Annotated in this window: 13 protein-coding genes and 2 pseudogenes; 8 read left to right on the top strand and 7 right to left on the bottom strand. The window is 72.2% G+C overall.

All coding sequences use genetic code 11. The annotated features are described in order from the left end of the window. Positions 1 to 36 precede the first annotated feature (36 nt). On the top strand, positions 37 to 603 hold the full coding sequence (locus COUCH_RS05950; protein ID WP_249611092.1) for a hemerythrin domain-containing protein: 567 nt from the start codon (positions 37 to 39) through the stop codon (positions 601 to 603). A gap of 54 nt (positions 604 to 657) precedes the next feature. On the opposite strand, the gene COUCH_RS05945 is transcribed toward COUCH_RS05950, so the two are convergent. Beyond that, positions 658 to 1,344 (bottom strand): winged helix-turn-helix transcriptional regulator, encoded by a 687-nt coding sequence (locus COUCH_RS05945; RefSeq protein WP_249611091.1) that lies wholly within the window; start codon positions 1,342 to 1,344, stop codon positions 658 to 660. A gap of 105 nt (positions 1,345 to 1,449) precedes the next feature. Between COUCH_RS05945 and COUCH_RS05940 the strand changes: the two genes are divergently transcribed. Next, positions 1,450 to 2,238: a class I SAM-dependent methyltransferase gene (locus COUCH_RS05940; protein WP_249611090.1), complete on the top strand. Its 789-nt coding sequence runs from the start codon at positions 1,450 to 1,452 to the stop codon at positions 2,236 to 2,238. A 5-nt stretch (positions 2,239 to 2,243) separates the two neighbouring features. Here the strand turns inward: COUCH_RS05940 and COUCH_RS05935 are convergent, their stop codons facing one another. The 5 genes from COUCH_RS05935 to COUCH_RS05915 all read right to left on the bottom strand — a co-directional run bounded on the left by COUCH_RS05935 (position 2,244) and on the right by COUCH_RS05915 (position 9,801). Continuing rightward, positions 2,244 to 5,015, bottom strand: a complete 2,772-nt coding sequence (locus COUCH_RS05935) for an RICIN domain-containing protein (protein ID WP_249611089.1) — start codon at positions 5,013 to 5,015, stop codon at positions 2,244 to 2,246. A gap of 160 nt (positions 5,016 to 5,175) precedes the next feature. Further along, on the bottom strand, positions 5,176 to 6,384 hold the full coding sequence (locus COUCH_RS05930; protein ID WP_249611088.1) for a mannosyltransferase family protein: 1,209 nt from the start codon (positions 6,382 to 6,384) through the stop codon (positions 5,176 to 5,178). Further along, positions 6,381 to 7,361 (bottom strand): glycosyltransferase family 2 protein, encoded by a 981-nt coding sequence (locus COUCH_RS05925; protein WP_249611087.1) that lies wholly within the window; start codon positions 7,359 to 7,361, stop codon positions 6,381 to 6,383. Before COUCH_RS05925 ends, COUCH_RS05930 begins: the two co-directional genes overlap by 4 nt. Before the next feature lie 183 nt (positions 7,362 to 7,544). Continuing rightward, positions 7,545 to 8,342: an SDR family NAD(P)-dependent oxidoreductase gene (locus COUCH_RS05920; protein ID WP_249611086.1), complete on the bottom strand. Its 798-nt coding sequence runs from the start codon at positions 8,340 to 8,342 to the stop codon at positions 7,545 to 7,547. A 55-nt stretch (positions 8,343 to 8,397) separates the two neighbouring features. Beyond that, a complete protein-coding gene (locus COUCH_RS05915) occupies positions 8,398 to 9,801 on the bottom strand; it encodes a PepSY-associated TM helix domain-containing protein (protein WP_249611085.1) in 1,404 nt (467 codons plus the stop codon). Positions 9,802 to 9,912: 111 nt separating this feature from the next. Here COUCH_RS05915 and COUCH_RS05910 point away from each other — a divergent pair, with 111 nt between their 5' ends. Then, on the top strand, positions 9,913 to 10,731 hold the full coding sequence (locus tag COUCH_RS05910) for a DUF72 domain-containing protein (protein WP_249613579.1): 819 nt from the start codon (positions 9,913 to 9,915) through the stop codon (positions 10,729 to 10,731). 5 nt (positions 10,732 to 10,736) lie between these two features. Here COUCH_RS05910 and COUCH_RS05905 read toward each other — a convergent pair. Then, a pseudogene (locus COUCH_RS05905) lies at positions 10,737 to 11,378 on the bottom strand (XRE family transcriptional regulator). On the opposite strand from COUCH_RS05905, the pseudogene COUCH_RS05900 reads away from it, so the two are divergent. The 5 genes and pseudogenes from COUCH_RS05900 to COUCH_RS05880 all read left to right on the top strand — a co-directional run. Beyond that, a pseudogene (locus COUCH_RS05900) lies at positions 11,325 to 11,741 on the top strand (SDR family NAD(P)-dependent oxidoreductase); the annotation flags it as partial. The pseudogenes COUCH_RS05905 and COUCH_RS05900 overlap by 54 nt on opposite strands. Before the next feature lie 170 nt (positions 11,742 to 11,911). Beyond that, positions 11,912 to 12,055: a hypothetical protein gene (locus COUCH_RS05895; protein WP_249611084.1), complete on the top strand. Its 144-nt coding sequence runs from the start codon at positions 11,912 to 11,914 to the stop codon at positions 12,053 to 12,055. Between the two features lie 128 nt (positions 12,056 to 12,183). Continuing rightward, complete coding sequence (locus COUCH_RS05890) at positions 12,184 to 13,020, top strand: CPBP family intramembrane glutamic endopeptidase (protein WP_249611083.1); 837 nt, start codon at positions 12,184 to 12,186, stop codon at positions 13,018 to 13,020. Further along, entirely contained in the window at positions 13,017 to 14,171 is a 1,155-nt protein-coding gene (locus COUCH_RS05885) for a sensor histidine kinase (protein WP_249611082.1), read from the top strand. The genes COUCH_RS05890 and COUCH_RS05885 overlap by 4 nt, the downstream gene beginning before the upstream one ends. Then, positions 14,168 to 14,824: a response regulator gene (locus tag COUCH_RS05880; RefSeq protein WP_249611081.1), complete on the top strand. Its 657-nt coding sequence runs from the start codon at positions 14,168 to 14,170 to the stop codon at positions 14,822 to 14,824. The genes COUCH_RS05885 and COUCH_RS05880 overlap by 4 nt, the downstream gene beginning before the upstream one ends. Positions 14,825 to 14,905: the final 81 nt, after the last annotated feature.

The raw sequence follows: 14,905 nt of genomic DNA, 5'->3' as shown, positions 1-14,905 counted from the left end.
CTGCTCAGTCGTGGGCCGGCTGATCCTGGAGGAATCGTGAGCACTAGTGAGACCGGCAGGGACGTGATCGATGTCCTCACCAGCGACCACCGCGACGTCACCGCGCTGATCGGCGAGATCTGGACGATCAAGGACCCGATGATCCGGCGCGACCTCACCGACACCGCGATCAGCGAGCTGGTGCGCCACGCCGTCGCCGAGGAGATGTACGTCTACCCGGCCATGAAGAAGTACCTGCCCGACGGCGAGAAGGCCGTGGAGCACGACGTCGAGGAGCACAAGGAGCTCGAGCAGACCATGAAGGCGCTCGAGGACCTCGACGTGTCCAGCGCCGAGTTCGAGACCGCGCTGCGCAAGCTGGAGGAGGTGCTGGCCGACCACGTGCAGGACGAGGAGAGCGAGCAGTTCCCGGAGCTGCGCCGGTTGATCCCGGCCGACGAGCTCACCGAGCTGGCCGGCAAGGTGGAGACCGCCAAGAAGCTCGCGCCGACCCGCCCGCACCCGGGCGCGCCCAACAACGAGGTGTTCCACAAGCTCGTGGGGCCGGGCGTCGGCCTGGTGGACCGCCTCCGCGACAAGCTGACCGGCCGCGCCACCAAGTAACGCACCGTCCCGGCAGCCGGCCGCATCACCCGCACCGGGGGATGCGGCCGATGTCTATGCCGGCACCGACGGGCGTGGGACCTCGGCGAAGGCCGTGGGGCGGAACCAGCCCGGCAGGGCGCGACGCAGCGTCTCCGGCCCGTCGATCCGCAGGTCGCCGGAGCGCAGCGCCTGCCGCCAGCTCACATCCCCGCGCCACACCTCGGTCAGGCAGCGCAGACGGGCCGTCACCGACACCGTCACGGGGTGACCCGGGTCCGCGTCGCAGACGTCGGCGTCGGCGTCGGTCAGCACCAGCCACCAGTCACGCAGCCGCGGCGGCGTGTCGGGGAAGCGGAAGTGCACGACCGTACGGCCGGTGGGCAGCGCGGTGTGGTCGACGTGGCGGTGCATGTCCCACAGCAGCAGCCTCGGGTCGAGGTCCGCGTCGCCCAGCTCGCCGATCCAGCGCACGCCCCACGCGCCCAGCGCCAGGACGACCGGTTCGAGCTCGCGCCCGGCGGGGGTCAGCAGGTAGTGCACCTCCGTGCCGGCGGGTTCGCGGCGGACGACGCCCGCGGCGACGAGCTGCTGCAGCCGTTTCGACAGCAGCGTCGGCGACATCCGCGGCAGCCCGCGCCGGAGGTCGTTGAAGTGGCGGCTGCCCGCCACGAGTTCCCGGACGACGAGCAGCGTCCAGCGCTCGTCGAGCACCTCCATGGCCTTGGCCACGGGACAGAACTGCTGGTAGGACGCGCCCATACCGGTACGCTATGCCGCCCCGCCCGGCCGGTACAGATCGTGTACTGGTTCGTTCCTCCCTGCGGGCCCTACGGTCGGGGGCATCACCAACGAGGGGGCACTGACATGACGGCTCGGGAGACGTGGGCGCTCGGGGACTATCCCACGGTCGCCGCCGAGGTGATTCCGGCGCTCGGGCCGGTGCTGGTCGAGGCGTGCGGCGTCGGGCCGGGGCTGCGGGTGCTCGACGTCGCCGCGGGTACGGGCAACGTCGCGATCCCCGCCGCGCTCGCCGGGGCGGACGTGACCGCGGCCGACGTGACCCCGGAGCTGCTGGCGGCGGGCAGCGCAGAGGCGCAGCGCCGCGGCGTACAGGTCCGGTGGCAGGAGGCGGACGCGGAGGCGCTGCCGTTCGGCGACGGGGAATTCGACGTCGTGCTGTCGTGCGTGGGCGCCATGTTCGCCCCGCACCACCAGCGCACGGCCGACGAGCTGGTCCGGGTATGCCGGCCGGGCGGCGTCGTCGGGATGATCAACTGGACGCCGGAGGGCTTCATCGGCCGGCTGTTCGCCGCCATGAGGCCGTACGCGCCGGCGCCGCCGCCGGGAACGCAGCCACCGCCGCTGTGGGGCGACCCGGACCACGTCGGCGCGCTCTTCGGCGACCGCCTCGCCGACGTCACCGTACGGCGGGCTGTGCACCGGGTGGACCGGTTCGGGACGGCGGAGGATTTCCGCGACTACTTCCGGGCCAACTACGGCCCGACGATCGCGGCGTACCGGGCGGTCGGGGCCGACGAGGAGCGGCGGGCCGCGCTGGACCGTGATCTCGCCGATCTGGCCCGCCGCCACGACATCGGCGGCGGCGCGATGGACTGGGAGTACCTGCTCTGCACCGGCCGCAGGGCCGGGTAACGGGCTCAGCTGCCGGGCAGGAGGCGCCAGCGTTGACTGCCCAGGCCGAGGTCGGTCCACTGGCCGACGTCGGCGCTGTCAGCGGTGGACCTGCCTTGCACTTCGAGGACCTCGCCGCTGTGCCGGGCCGTGATGGCGAAGGTGCCGGGCCCGGTCCAGCTGAGCCGCCATTGCTGGTTGGTGCCGCCGAGGTAGTCCCATTGGACGGCCTTGGCACCGTCGGCGGTGGACTTGCCGGAGATGTCGACGCACTTGCCGTCCATGGCGCTGATGATCGTGAAGTAGCCGTCGCCCGCGTCCCGGAAGGTCCAGATGTGATCGGGTGAGCCGACCGCCGGATACTGCTGGAGCTGGGCTCCGTTGGCGGTCGACATGTCGTGGATGGCGAGCACGTCGCCGGTGTGGGTGGCCTGGAGTTTCACGTTCCCGTCCGGGAGCAGCCGCCAGTTGTGGTCGGCCGTGCCGTTGTCGCTGAACTGCACGACGTTCGCCGAGTCGGCGGTGGACATGCCGGCCACGGCGAGCACCTTGCCGGAGTGGTTGTTCTTCAGGCGGACATAGCCGGTGCCGTTGTCGAGCACCTGCCACAGGTGATCGGCGGTGCCGCTGTCCTCGTACTGCACGACCTGTGCGGAGTCGGCCGTGGACATCGCGTCGACGCCGAGCAGCTTGCCCGAGTTGACGTTCTGGATCTTCACCCAGCCGTCGCCGTTGTCGATGAACCGCCACAGGTGGTCAGCCGTGCCGTTGTCCGAGAACTGCACGACCCGGGCGCTGTTCGCGGTCGACATGGCGTCGACGCCGAGCACCTTGCCGCTGTTCTGGTTCTGGATGCGGAACGCCACGGCGGTGCTCTGCCACGGGGTGCCGGCGCCGATGGTCGGGAATGCGGTGATCCGCAGCCGGGCGGCGCCCATGGGGATCAGCGTGATCTGCTCGACGGGTTCGCTCGAGGGCGTCGGGCTGTCCTGCAACGTCGTGACGATGGTGTCGCTGTCCGCCTGCCAGCCGGGGATCCTGCGCGCCGGTGTGGTGATTCTGATGGGGGCATTCGCGGCCGTGAACGGGTCGTTCGTGTTGCCCAGCCCGGTGGTCACCGAGAACCGGGTTGCGCCGTCCAGGCCGTAGTTCCAGGCGGAGCCCGGTCGCACCTCGCGGGTGGGCCACGTGGCCGTGCCGCCGGTCTGGGTCCAGTTCTCCGTGATCGCGAGGGAGAACGTCAGCGCGCCGAAGGCGACGGACACCGATCGGTGGTTCGCGGTCCAGGTCCGGGTGGTCGCACGCATGGGCAGCTTCAGGACGATCGTGTCGCCGGTCGTCCAGGTTCTGCTGATCTTCGCGTACGCCGGTCCGGCCGGCACGGTCTGCGCCGCGCCGTTGACCGTCAGGGCCGGGTTCGAGCACCATCCCGGCACGCGGAGGTAGACCGGGAACGCCAGCGGTTTCGGCGTCGTGACCGTGTACGTGATGGTGTCACCGAAGGGGTAGACGGTGTCCGCCCGGATCGAGACCGTGGTGCCGTCGCCGACGGCGGCAGTGACCACTGCGGGCCCGTGCAGGGTCGCGGCCAGACCGCCGTCGGGGGTGGCGACCCACATCTCCTCGACGTAGTACGGCCAGCCCATGCCGTAGTTGTGCGGGCAGCACCGGTAGTTGTCGATGCCGAGCATGTACGCCTGCATCGCGAATCCGTTCTGGAACTGTCCGGCGTGTCCCGGCCGGTCGAGCAGGGCGATGCTGTTGGCGCTGGTGATGTAGTGGACGCCGCGCTGCTGGGGGTCGAGTGCCGCGGGCAGGGAGTTGAACGCGAGGTCCTCCGTGCGGTCGGCCCACACCGGGTCGCCGGTGATCCGGGTCAGGATCTCGTGGCTGGCCATGAACTCGACGATGCCGCACGTCTCGAAGCCTTGCCGGGGGTCGCCGAAGCCGGGACGGGCGTTCTCGTCGCCGGCGAACCCGCCGCCGGGGAACTGCCCGTACGCATTCATGATCGTTTGATAGTCGCCGTAGGTGGCCTGCCGGTGCGCGGCGTCGCCGGAGAGCACGGAGTAGACGGCCGGCTCCCGGAAGCCCTGCGCCAGGTTGACGTTGTGCAGGCTCGGCAGGTTGTTGACGTAGTTGGCCGAGTTCGCGTGGATCTTCTTGGCCAGATCGATCAGGAAGCTGTCGCCGGTGCGGTTGTAGGTCCAGAAGACGACCTCGAGCGTGTCCGCCCACCGCTGGGCGCCCCAGCTCTGGTTGAAGGCGCCGGCGCCCTGCTTGTTGACGAACTGGAAGAACCGGGTGAAGAACGAGACGATCCGCGCGTCGCCGGTGAACTCCGCGAACGTGCGCAGCGCGTGCAGCATCGGCATGTGGGGCCAGAAGTCGGGCCCGCCGTTCAGGCTCGTCCGCAGTCCGGCCGGACCGAAGTAGCCGTCGCTCGCCTGGGTCGCGAGGACGCCGTTCACCCATCGGGCGGTCTCGGCCTGCACGCGCGCATCGCCGGTGACGTAACCGAGGCTGGAGAAGCCCTTGAGCCAGTAGGGAAGCTCCTCCCAGCCGGCCAGCGTGGGATGGACCCAGCCGGTGTTGTCGTACTGCAGGAAGTGCGATACCTCGGTCATGCGGCCGTTGAGGCCGTTCAGCTGGTAGGTCAGCTGGGTGGCGAGCCAGCCAGCCGCCCGGGTCGAGCCGGGGGCGAGCTTGAGGAACGCCTCGGCTCGCAGCGGCGCCCGGTTGGTGACGTATCCGGGTGCGGCGGCTCGCGCACCCGCGGATCCGGCGAAGGGTGCCACGGCGGCGGCTGTCGCCGCTGAGGACAGAAGCGTACGTCGATCCACAGCGACCCCCTACGAGCGAACGTGCGAGGAAATGTGCGATCCCTTGCGTTACGGCATCGTAAAACGTCGATACGTGTTTGTTAAGTTCGGTTTGCAGTAGCCGCCGGCCGCCGGGTCACGCCACCAACCACGTCCCGGCCATGAAGATGACCAGGAACACCGCGTGCAGCGCCATCCCGACGACCAGCACCGACCGGTCGACGGCCTCCTTGGCGCCCATGCGGGCCAGCACCAGGAAGATCGCCACGGCCTCCATCGCGTAGCGCGACGAGGACTGCATCGCACGCCCGCCGACCTCCGTCGACATGAGCATGACGAGGGTCAGGCCGCCCTGCACGACGAGGTACATCTGGTCGCGCCGGAACTTGTACGGACCGACCACGCACAACACGAGCAGCACCAGGGCGACCAGGACCGTGCCGGCGTCCAGAACAGCGCCCAGCGTGGTCGGCGACAGCAGGCTGTGGCCGCCCGGCTGCCGTACGGCGATCAGCCACGCCTCGCCGGGGAACGTGTACCGCCGCCCCCACTGGTCCTGAGCGATGCTGAACGCCAGCGGGCTGCCCAGCTCCACCAGGCAGTAGATGCTGTACGCCACCACCCCCAGCGGCACCAGCGCGATCCCCAGCACGTCCGCCCGGATCCGGCGCAGCCGCCAGCCGTGCTGACGCAGGTATTCGATCGCCAGCGGGGCCATCAGCAGCACGCCGAACAGCCGCGTGGCGGAGGACAGCGCGCCCAGCGCACCGGCGAGCCACCAGTGCCCTCGGCGTCCGGCGTACAGGGCACCGACCGCGAGCAGCAGGAACAGCGACTCGTTGTAGCCGATGAACAGGAAGAACCCCATCGGGAACGCGGCCAGGTACCAGGCTGCGCGCCGGGCCACCTGCGGGCCGAACTCGTGGTCGGCCAGCCGGTACAGCACGGCGAACGCACCGTACGCGGCCGCGTTGGCGACGACCAGGGCACTGATCAGCGCTCCGCCCGGCAGCACCGCGTCGACGACGTGGATCAGCAGCGGGTAGAGCGGGAAGAACGCCGGGAAGCCCGGGCCCAGGTGATAGCCGCTCTCGGCGATGCGTACGTAGTGGCCGGCGTCCCACTTGTTCCACATGAGCAGGACATGCCACAGGTCCGGGGCCCTGCCGCCGCGCGGCACCCACGCCAGCACGCTCACGATCAGGTGCACCACGATGGTCGCCGACCACACGGCGAGGGCCGCGAGGAACGCCGATCGCCAGGGGCTGCGGACCGGCTCGGCAACGTCGGGTGCGGCGGTGCGGGTGCTCGCCGGCTGGTCGAGCGTGACGGTCACGGAGCTCACCGGCCGGTGGTCGCGTACGGGCGGGTGCGCGTGGTCACGGCCGAGTCGAAGGTGACCACGTACGCCGGGCGTCCCTGCAGCGTGGTGAAGATGCGCGCCACGTACTCGCCGAGCAGCCCGAGGCACAGCAGCTGCAACGCGCCGAGGAAGACCAGCGCCACGAACATCGAGGTCCATCCGGGGACGACATTGCCCCACAGATACGCCGCGAGCACGGCCGCCCCCATCACGACGCACAGCGCCACACCCGCGCAGCCCAGCCAGGTCGCGACCCGCAGCGGGGCGGCCGAGAAGCCGGTGATGCTGTCCAGCGCCAGCCGGATCATCTTGGCGAGGGGGTACTTGGAGCGGCCCGCGGCGCGCCGCTCCCGGGCGTACGTCACCTCGCCGCTGGGCAGCCCCAGCCAGGGCACGAGCAGGCGGTAGACCGGCCCCTGCTCCGGCAGCTCGGTCAGGGCGTCCACGGCGGTACGGCTGAGCAGCCGGAAGTCGCCGGCGTTGTGCGGTACGGAGGTCCCCACCACGCGCCGGATGAGCCGGTAGTACATCCCCGCGGTCCAGCGCTTGAACGGGCTGTCCGTGGTGCGGTCGGTGCGTACGCCGTGCACCACGTCGAGGCCCTCGCTCTCGGCCAGGCTCAGCATCTCGGCGATGACCTCCGGCGGATCCTGCAGGTCGACGTCGATGCTGACCACGTACTGCCCGCGGACCCGGTGCAGCCCCGCGGTGAGCGCGTTCTGGTGCCCGCTGTTGCGGCGCAGCCGGACGACCCGCAGCTGCGGCCACTCGCGGCGCATCTTCTCCAGCACCGCGGGGGTGGCGTCCCGGCTGCCGTCGTCGACGGTGAGCACCTCGTACGTCTCGCCGAGCCCGTCCAGCACGGGACGCAGCCGCTCCGCGAACAGCGGCAGGACGTCCTCCTCGTTGAACACCGGAACAACGACGGACAACCGCGGCATCGGCGTCACGACACTCATCTGGCCCTCCCCTACGTGATCATTACCGGGGAAGAGGTTGGCCCGGGCGGCGGCGAAGCCGGGTGATTTCCCGGCGACGTGGCACATAGGTGGGAGTTGCGGCGGAAAGCCGTCCGAGACATACATCTCACCTGTCCCGCGACTGCAACCTTCGGGCCCCCTCACGCGCTTGCGCGCGGTGCATCACCGCAGCGTGATGACGTTGCCGGTGATGAGTGACGCCGCGTCCGAGGCCAGGTACGCGATCACGCCGGCCACCTCGGCGGGCGTCGCGACGTGCACGTGGGCGTTGCTCCGCTCGACGAAGCCACGGACCTCGTCGGTGACCCAGCCGGTGTCGGTGACGGGCGGGTGCACCACGTTGGCGGTGATGCCCAGCGGGGCCAGCTCCACCGCCGCCGACATCGTGTAGTTGTTCTGCGCCGCCTTCGCCGCCCCGTACGAGACCTCCTGCGGGAAGCCGAGGTCGCCGCCGGAGGTGAGCCCGACGATCCGGCCCCACCGGGCGTCGCGGGCGGCGTGCCGGCGGGCGAACTCGGCGATCAGCAGGGCCGGCGCCATGGCGTCGACGGCGAACTGGCGCTGCCAGGTGCCCGCCGTGACCGGCTGCAGCGCGCGGCCGTGCTGGTCGACGGTGGCCGGGCTGAAGGTGTCCTGCACCCAGCCGGAGGCGTTGTTGACGAGGATGTCGAGGGGCCCGAACGCCTCTTCCGCGTGGTCGAAGAGACGCCGCGCCGCTTCGGGGTCGGTGAGGTCCTCGGCAACCGCCGCGGCGTCGCCGCCGCGCTCCCGGATCGCGGTCACCACCGCGTCGGCGGTTCGCGCCCGGTTCGTGCGGTACGCCTCGGGCACCGCCGGGTCCGGCTCTTCCTCGACCGTCCAGTACGCGCACACCACCGCCGTACCCTGGGCCGCCAGCGCCTCCGCCGTCGCCGCGCCGATGCCGTGGTTGGCGCCGGTGACCAGCGCGACATGCCTCATGCGGGGCAGTCTGTGCCGTCCCGCCCCGGCGCCGCAACGCTTTTCGCCACGCCGCTCAGCCGCGGTTGCGCAACGCGCCGACGGAGATGTCCACGGCGAGGAAGGCGACGAGCGGGACGCCGACCAGCGGCAGCACCCAGGCCAGCACCGCCACGAGCGGCACGCCGGCAGCGATCCCCCACCCGGGCAGCTGCTGCCACGCTCCGCGCGCCGGGGGCGCACCGGCGCGGGACCGGCGGTCGAGGCGCGTCGGGCGCCGCTGCCACCACATCCGGTAACCCCAGACGACGACGCAGATCAGGCCCAGGGCGAGCGCGGCGAGCAGAATCTGGTTCACGATGCCGAACAGCGTGCCCATGTGGGCGTTGATGCCCCACCGGGTGAGTTTGGCCGCGAGGGGCCAGTCGGCGAAGTCCACCCGGTCGGTCACCGCGCCGGTCGCGGCGTCCACCGCGACGCTGTCCCGGCCGACGGGCCACAGGTTACGGGTCTGCGTCACGGTCCACGCGGTCGCGGCGTTCTCCGGTACGGCCACCTCGACCGGCCCGGACAGCCCGTCGGCGCGTGCCGCCTGCAGGACACCGTCGATCAGGCCGGGATCGGTGACGGCACCGCCGGCGGAAGGTGCCGCGCCGCCGTGGTGGCCGCCGGTCGCGGCAACGTGCGCGCCGCGCAGATCCGTCGCGACCGAGGGCGTCGCGGCGCCGAGCGCGTCCAGAGCGGAACTGAACGTGCCCCCGGCGTAGCGCGACCAGGTCAGGCCGGTGGCCGACAGGACGAGCAGGCCGGCGGTCAGCCACATGCCGGTGGCGGCGTGCCAGCCCCGGGTACGCCGTACGCCTCTGCGCGCCGCGAGGTCCGGGGTCAGCAGGTGCCGGACCGTACGGGTGCCGCGCCGGCGCCGCCACCACAGGACGACACCGCCCAGCGCGAGGATCCACAGCCAGCTGGCGGCGAATTCCGAGTAGTGCCGGCCGGCCGCGCCGAGGTGCAGATTGCGGTGCAGGTCGTCGAACCACGTCTTGACCGGGGTGGTCGCGTACCACGTGGTCAGCTGCCCGGTGACAGCGCCGGTGTACGGGTCGACGTAAACGGTGTGCCGGTGCTCCTCGTCCAGCTCGGGCGAGGTGAAGTCGACCTGGGTGGTCGCGTCGCCGTCACCCGGCCGTACCGCCGTCAGCGTCCCGCCCGGGTGGACGGCCCGAGCCGCCGCGACCTGCCGGGCCGGCGACACGGTCGTACCGCCCGGTTCGGCGACGGTCAGCTCATCGGCGTAGACCACCCGCTCGACCTGCGGCATGGCGGTGTACGCCAGCCCGGTCAGCGCCGCCACCACCACAAACGGCGCGACGAGGATCCCGGCGTAGAAGTGCAGCCGCAGCAGCAGCGGCCCGAAGCTACGCACGGGTGCGGGCCGGCGCCCGCGCGCTGTCAGGGCCGGTTCGGTGATGGTCGCCATGGGAATCCTCGCGCGGGCCGGGGGAACGGTCGCAGCGTTGGTCGCACCGGACGGGCCGGGAGTTCCGCGGGCGCGTACCGTTTTCCCATGCGTCTCCATGTGGGTTGTGCGATGTGGACACACAGGGCGTGGCAGGGCCGCTTCCTTCCGCATCCCCTGCCCACCCACGAGAAGCTGCAGGCGTACGCCGGCTGGTGCAACGCGGTCGAGGGCAACACGACGTTCTACGCGACACCGGCGCGGGAGACCGTGGTGTCGTGGGCGCAGCAGACCGGGCCGGACTTCCGCTTCGTGGTCAAGCTGCCGAAGGTGATCACGCACGAGCGCCGGCTGGCCGGGGTGGACGAGCCGCTGCGCCTCTTCCTCGACGCGATGGAACCGCTCGGCCCGCGCCTGCACGCGTACTGGATCCAGCTTCCCGGCTCGTTCGGGCCGCCGGACGTGCCCGCGCTAGCCGCGTTCCTGGGCCGGCTCCCCGCCTCGCACCGGTACGCGGTGGAGGTGCGGCATCCCGCGTTCTTCGACGACCGGCGGGCGACGGCGGAGCTGGAGGAGGTGCTGGCCACGGTCGGCGCCGAGTGGGTTCCGTTCGACACGACCGCGTTCTTCCGTACGCCGCCGACCAGCGACGGGGAACGCGACGCCTGGACGAAGAAACCCCGCGTGTCCCTGCGGACCCGGGCGCTGACCGACCGGCCCATCGTCCGCTACCTGGGGCGCGACGCCGAGGAGCAGACGGTCGCGGGCTGGCAGCGCTGGGTGGCGGTCACGGCCGGCTGGCTGCGGGAGGGGCGCTCCCCCACCGTGTTCATCCACACCCCGGACAACGCGGACGCGCCGGCGCTGGCCCGCCGGTTCCACGAGGAGGTACGCGCCCGCGTACCCGGATTGGAGCCGCTGCCGGAGGCCGAACCGATGACCCTCTTCTGAGGTCGTCAGCGCAGGCGGGCCAGCGCGGCGACGGCCGGGCTGCCCGGCTCCGGCCGGTACGCGATGACGACCTGGCCGTGCGAGCCGTCGACGTGCAGGACGTGCCGGCGCAGCGTGAACCGGCCGGCTACCGGGTGCGCGAAGGCCTTCGTCTCGTCGCGGGTCGGGTGCACGTCGTGCCGCGCCCACAGGTCCCGGAACGTCGCGCTGGCCGCGCACATCTCCTCCATCAGCCGGGGCAGCACCGGGTCGTGCGGATCCGCGCCGATCGCCGCGCGCAGGGCCGCCACCGACGAGCGGGCCACCGCCGGTCAGTCGGAATACCGGTCGCGGATGTCCGGGTCGAGGAACACGTCGCGGATCAGGTTGCGCCCGGGCCGGTGGGCGGGCACGAGGGCCTGCGCGAGCGCGTTGCTCGCCAGCACGTCGAAGTGCCGGCCGCGGACGTACGCCGGCACCCCCGACCAGGCGTCCAGCAGCTCCTGCATGCCGTCGGCCAGCTGCTCCGGCGTCGCCGGGGCGGCCTCGGGCGCGGCCATCCGGCGCAGGTCGGCCGGGTCTGGGCCGAGGCTGCGCTGGAGCGCGGCGACTGGGTGGTCGCCACCGCCCGTACCGTCGACCGGCTCGACGATCTCGTCGCCGCGCACCCGGATTCCGCGCTGGCCCTGCCGCTCGACGTCACCGACGGGGCAGCGGCCCAGGCCGCCGTCGCCGCCGGCCGGGACCGCTTCGGCCGGCTGGACGTCGTCGTCAACAACGCCGGGTACGGCCTGTTCGGCGCCGCCGAGGAGGTCACGGAGGCCCAGGTCCGCGCCCAGATGTACACCAACTTCCTCGGCGCGGTGTGGGTGACGCCAGCCGCCGTACCCGTCCTGCGCGGCCAGGGCGGCGGGCACATCGTCCAGGTGTCGAGCATCGGAGGCGTCGCCGCGTTCCCCCTGCTCGGCATCTACAACGCGAGCAAGTGGGCGCTCGAGGGCTTCAGCGAGGCGCTCGCCCAGGAGGTCGCGCCGGCGGGCGTGCGCGTCACGGTCGTGGAACCCGGACCGTACGGGACCGACTGGTCCGGCAGCTCCGCGGTGCAGGCGAGCCGCTGCCCGCGTACGACTCCGTCCGCGAGGCGCGCCGGTCGGCGGCGGCGGGGCGGCAACCGGCCGGCCCCGGGCACACGGCGAAGGCGATGTTCGCGCTCGTCGACCTGCCCGAGCCGCCGCTGCGGTTGTTCCTGGGCACGTACCCGTACCCGGTCGCGGAGAAGGCGTACGCCCAGCGCCTCGACACCTGGCACCAGTGGCGCGACCTCGCCGCCTCGGCCGACGGCTGACCGCGGTCCTTGTCCCCCGTGCGAGCTACCTGGAAGTGTCCACCGCACGGTGACGATTCCCGGTCCGAAAATCCATAGCTTTCTCTGTGACCCCAGGCGCCCCGGCCGCGGGTCACGAAGGAGGCGTCATGAGGTTCATCAAGCAGCTTCTCGCGGTGGTGGCGATCGCCGCCGTGGGCGGCCAGGCGGTCAACGCGGTGTCCGGCAACCCGTGGCTCACGCTGGTGCTCGGCATCGTCACGGCCGTGCTCGCGGTCCTCGTCTACCGCTGGGTGGTCGGGCGCACCGAACGCCGGGAGGTGACGGAGCTGGCCCGGGCCGGCGCCGGCGCCCGGCTGACCCGCGGGGTGCTGATCGGGTTCGCGATGTCCGCCGCGGTCATCGCCAACATCGCGTTCCTGGACGGCTACCACGTGCACGGGCTGGGATCGGTGACGGGCGCGCTGGGGCTGCTCGGTCTCATGGCCGCCGCCGCAGTCACCGAGGAGCTGCTCTTCCGCGGGGTGCTGTTCCGGATCGTCGAGGAGCGTACGGGCACCTGGATCGCCCTGCTGCTGACCGGACTGGTGTTCGGCGCCATGCACCTGGCGAACCCGGACGCCTCCCTGTGGGGCGCGACGGCCATCGCGATCGAGGCCGGCTTCATGCTCGCCGCCTGCTACGCCGCCACCCGCAACCTGTGGGTGCCGATCGGCCTGCACTTCGGCTGGAACTTCGCCATCGGCGGCATCTTCAGCGTCGTGGTCTCCGGCAACGGCGACTCGAAGGGCCTGCTGGAGGCGACCATGTCCGGCCCGGCCGTGCTGACCGGCGGTGACTTCGGCCCGGAGGGCAGCCTCTACACGGTGGCGGCGGGGGTGCTGTTGACGGTGGTGTTCCTGATGCTGGCGCGCCGCCGCGGTCACATCGTCCCGCGCCGCCGCCGGGCGGTCCGCGAGACCCCGGCCGCTATGGTTTCCCAGTGATCGACCTCCGGCGGCTCCCGGACCTGTGGCGGCGCTTCGACGTCACGGTCCGGGATTTCCCGTTGGCGCTGGTGCTGGCCGGCGCCTCGTGGCTACCGGTGACGGAGAACCACGGCACGCAGCTCGGCAACCTCCCCGGCCGCCCGTTCGACGGGCTCGCCGTGGTCGCCGTCGCACTCGAGACCCTGCCGCTGGCCGTACGCCGCAAGTGGCCGACCGTCTGCCTCGCGCTGGTGTCGCTCGGGTTCGCGATCGACCAGCTCCGCGCCTACCACTCGGTGGCCGGCACCGGCCTGGCGTTCGCGCTGGTCACCGCCGGCGCCTACGTGGAGCGGCACCGGCGGATCGTCGTGGCTGTCGCCGTCGCGGCGTACGTGGCGCTGTCGGTCGCGCTGGACCGGCTCGGCTCGGGCGAGGGCTTCGCCGGCTTCGCGACGTTCTTCGTGCTGCTGGCCGGTGCGTGGGCCATGGGCGGGTGGCTGCGGCAGACCCGCCTGGTGGAGGAGGAGCGCCGCCGCCACGTCGCCGAGGTGACCCGCGCCGCGGAACGCACCCGCATCGCCCGCGAACTGCACGACGTCGTCACCCATCACGTGACCGCGATGGTGGTGCAGGCGGAGGCGGCGCGCTACCTGACCGCCACGCCGGAGCGGCTCGACAAGACGCTGACCGCGATCACCGACACCGGCCGCCGGGCCGTCGGGGACCTGCGGCACCTGCTCGACCTGCTCAACCCGGACCACGGCACCGAACCCCGGACGCCGTCCGCCGGGGAGCTGCGCGACCTGGTCGAGCAGACCCGGCAGGCCGGGCAGCCGGTGGAGTTCACCGAGGAGGGGCAGCGGACGCCGAGGGCCGGCAGCGCGGAGGCCGCTGCCTACCGGGTGGTGCAGGAGGCGCTGACCAACGCCCTCAAGTACGCCCACGGCCGCCCCACCACGGTCCACGTCCGCCACAGCGAGAGGGAGATGACGGTGGAGGTCAGCACCGACGGGACCGGGTCGTCCTCGGCGTCCCCGGGCGGCAGCGGGCGGGGCCTCGCCGGGCTGCGCGAACGGGTCGGCGTGCTGGGCGGCGAGTTCAGCGCGGGTGCGCAGCCGGGCGGCGGCTTCGTCGTGCGGGCCCGCATCCCGGCCGGGAGCCCGTCGTGACCGCGCCGATCCGGGTGCTGGTCTGCGACGACCAGGAGCTGATCCGCACCGGCTTCACGACCATCATCGGCGCCCAGCCGGACATGGAGGTGGTCGGCGAGTGCGGCGACGGCCGCGCCGCGGTCGACCTGGTCACCCGCCTGCACCCCGACGTGGTGGTGATGGACGTCCGGATGCCGATCCTCGACGGCATCGAAGCGACGCGCCTGCTCGCCGGCGCGGGCGTCACGAACCCGGTGAAGGTCCTCGTGGTGACGACCTTCAACCTCGACGAATACGTGTACGAGGCCCTGCGCGCGGGAGCGAGCGGCTTCCTGCTCAAGGACGCCCCACCGGCGCAACTGCTGCACGGCATCCGCACCGTGGCAACGGGCGCGGCGCTGCTGGCCCCGGAGGTCACCCGCCAGCTCGTCGGCCGGTACGCGGCCCGCATCCGTCCCGCCGAGGGCGCCGCGGACGACGCGCTGACCCCCCGCGAGCTGGAGGTGCTCCGCCTGATCGCGGACGGCCGCTCCAACAGCGAGATCGCCGCGGCGCTGGTGATCAGCCAGGAGACGGTGAAAACCTACGTGTCCCGCATCCTCACGAAGCTCGACCTGCGCGACCGGGTCCAGGCGGTGGTCTACGCGTACCGCCGCGGCATCGTCACCTGACCGCGTCAGCCTTCGCGAACCGCCCGTCCAGAACCGGCGGGAGGCACGCGACCATCCGATGTAGGCACTTCTGGCCGAACG

This window comes from Couchioplanes caeruleus, from assembly GCF_023499255.1.
Taxonomy (GTDB): Bacteria; Actinomycetota; Actinomycetes; order Mycobacteriales; family Micromonosporaceae; genus Actinoplanes; species Actinoplanes caeruleus_A.
Note: the sequence above shows the minus strand (reverse complement) of the source record. Positions and strands in the feature narration are given on the sequence as shown.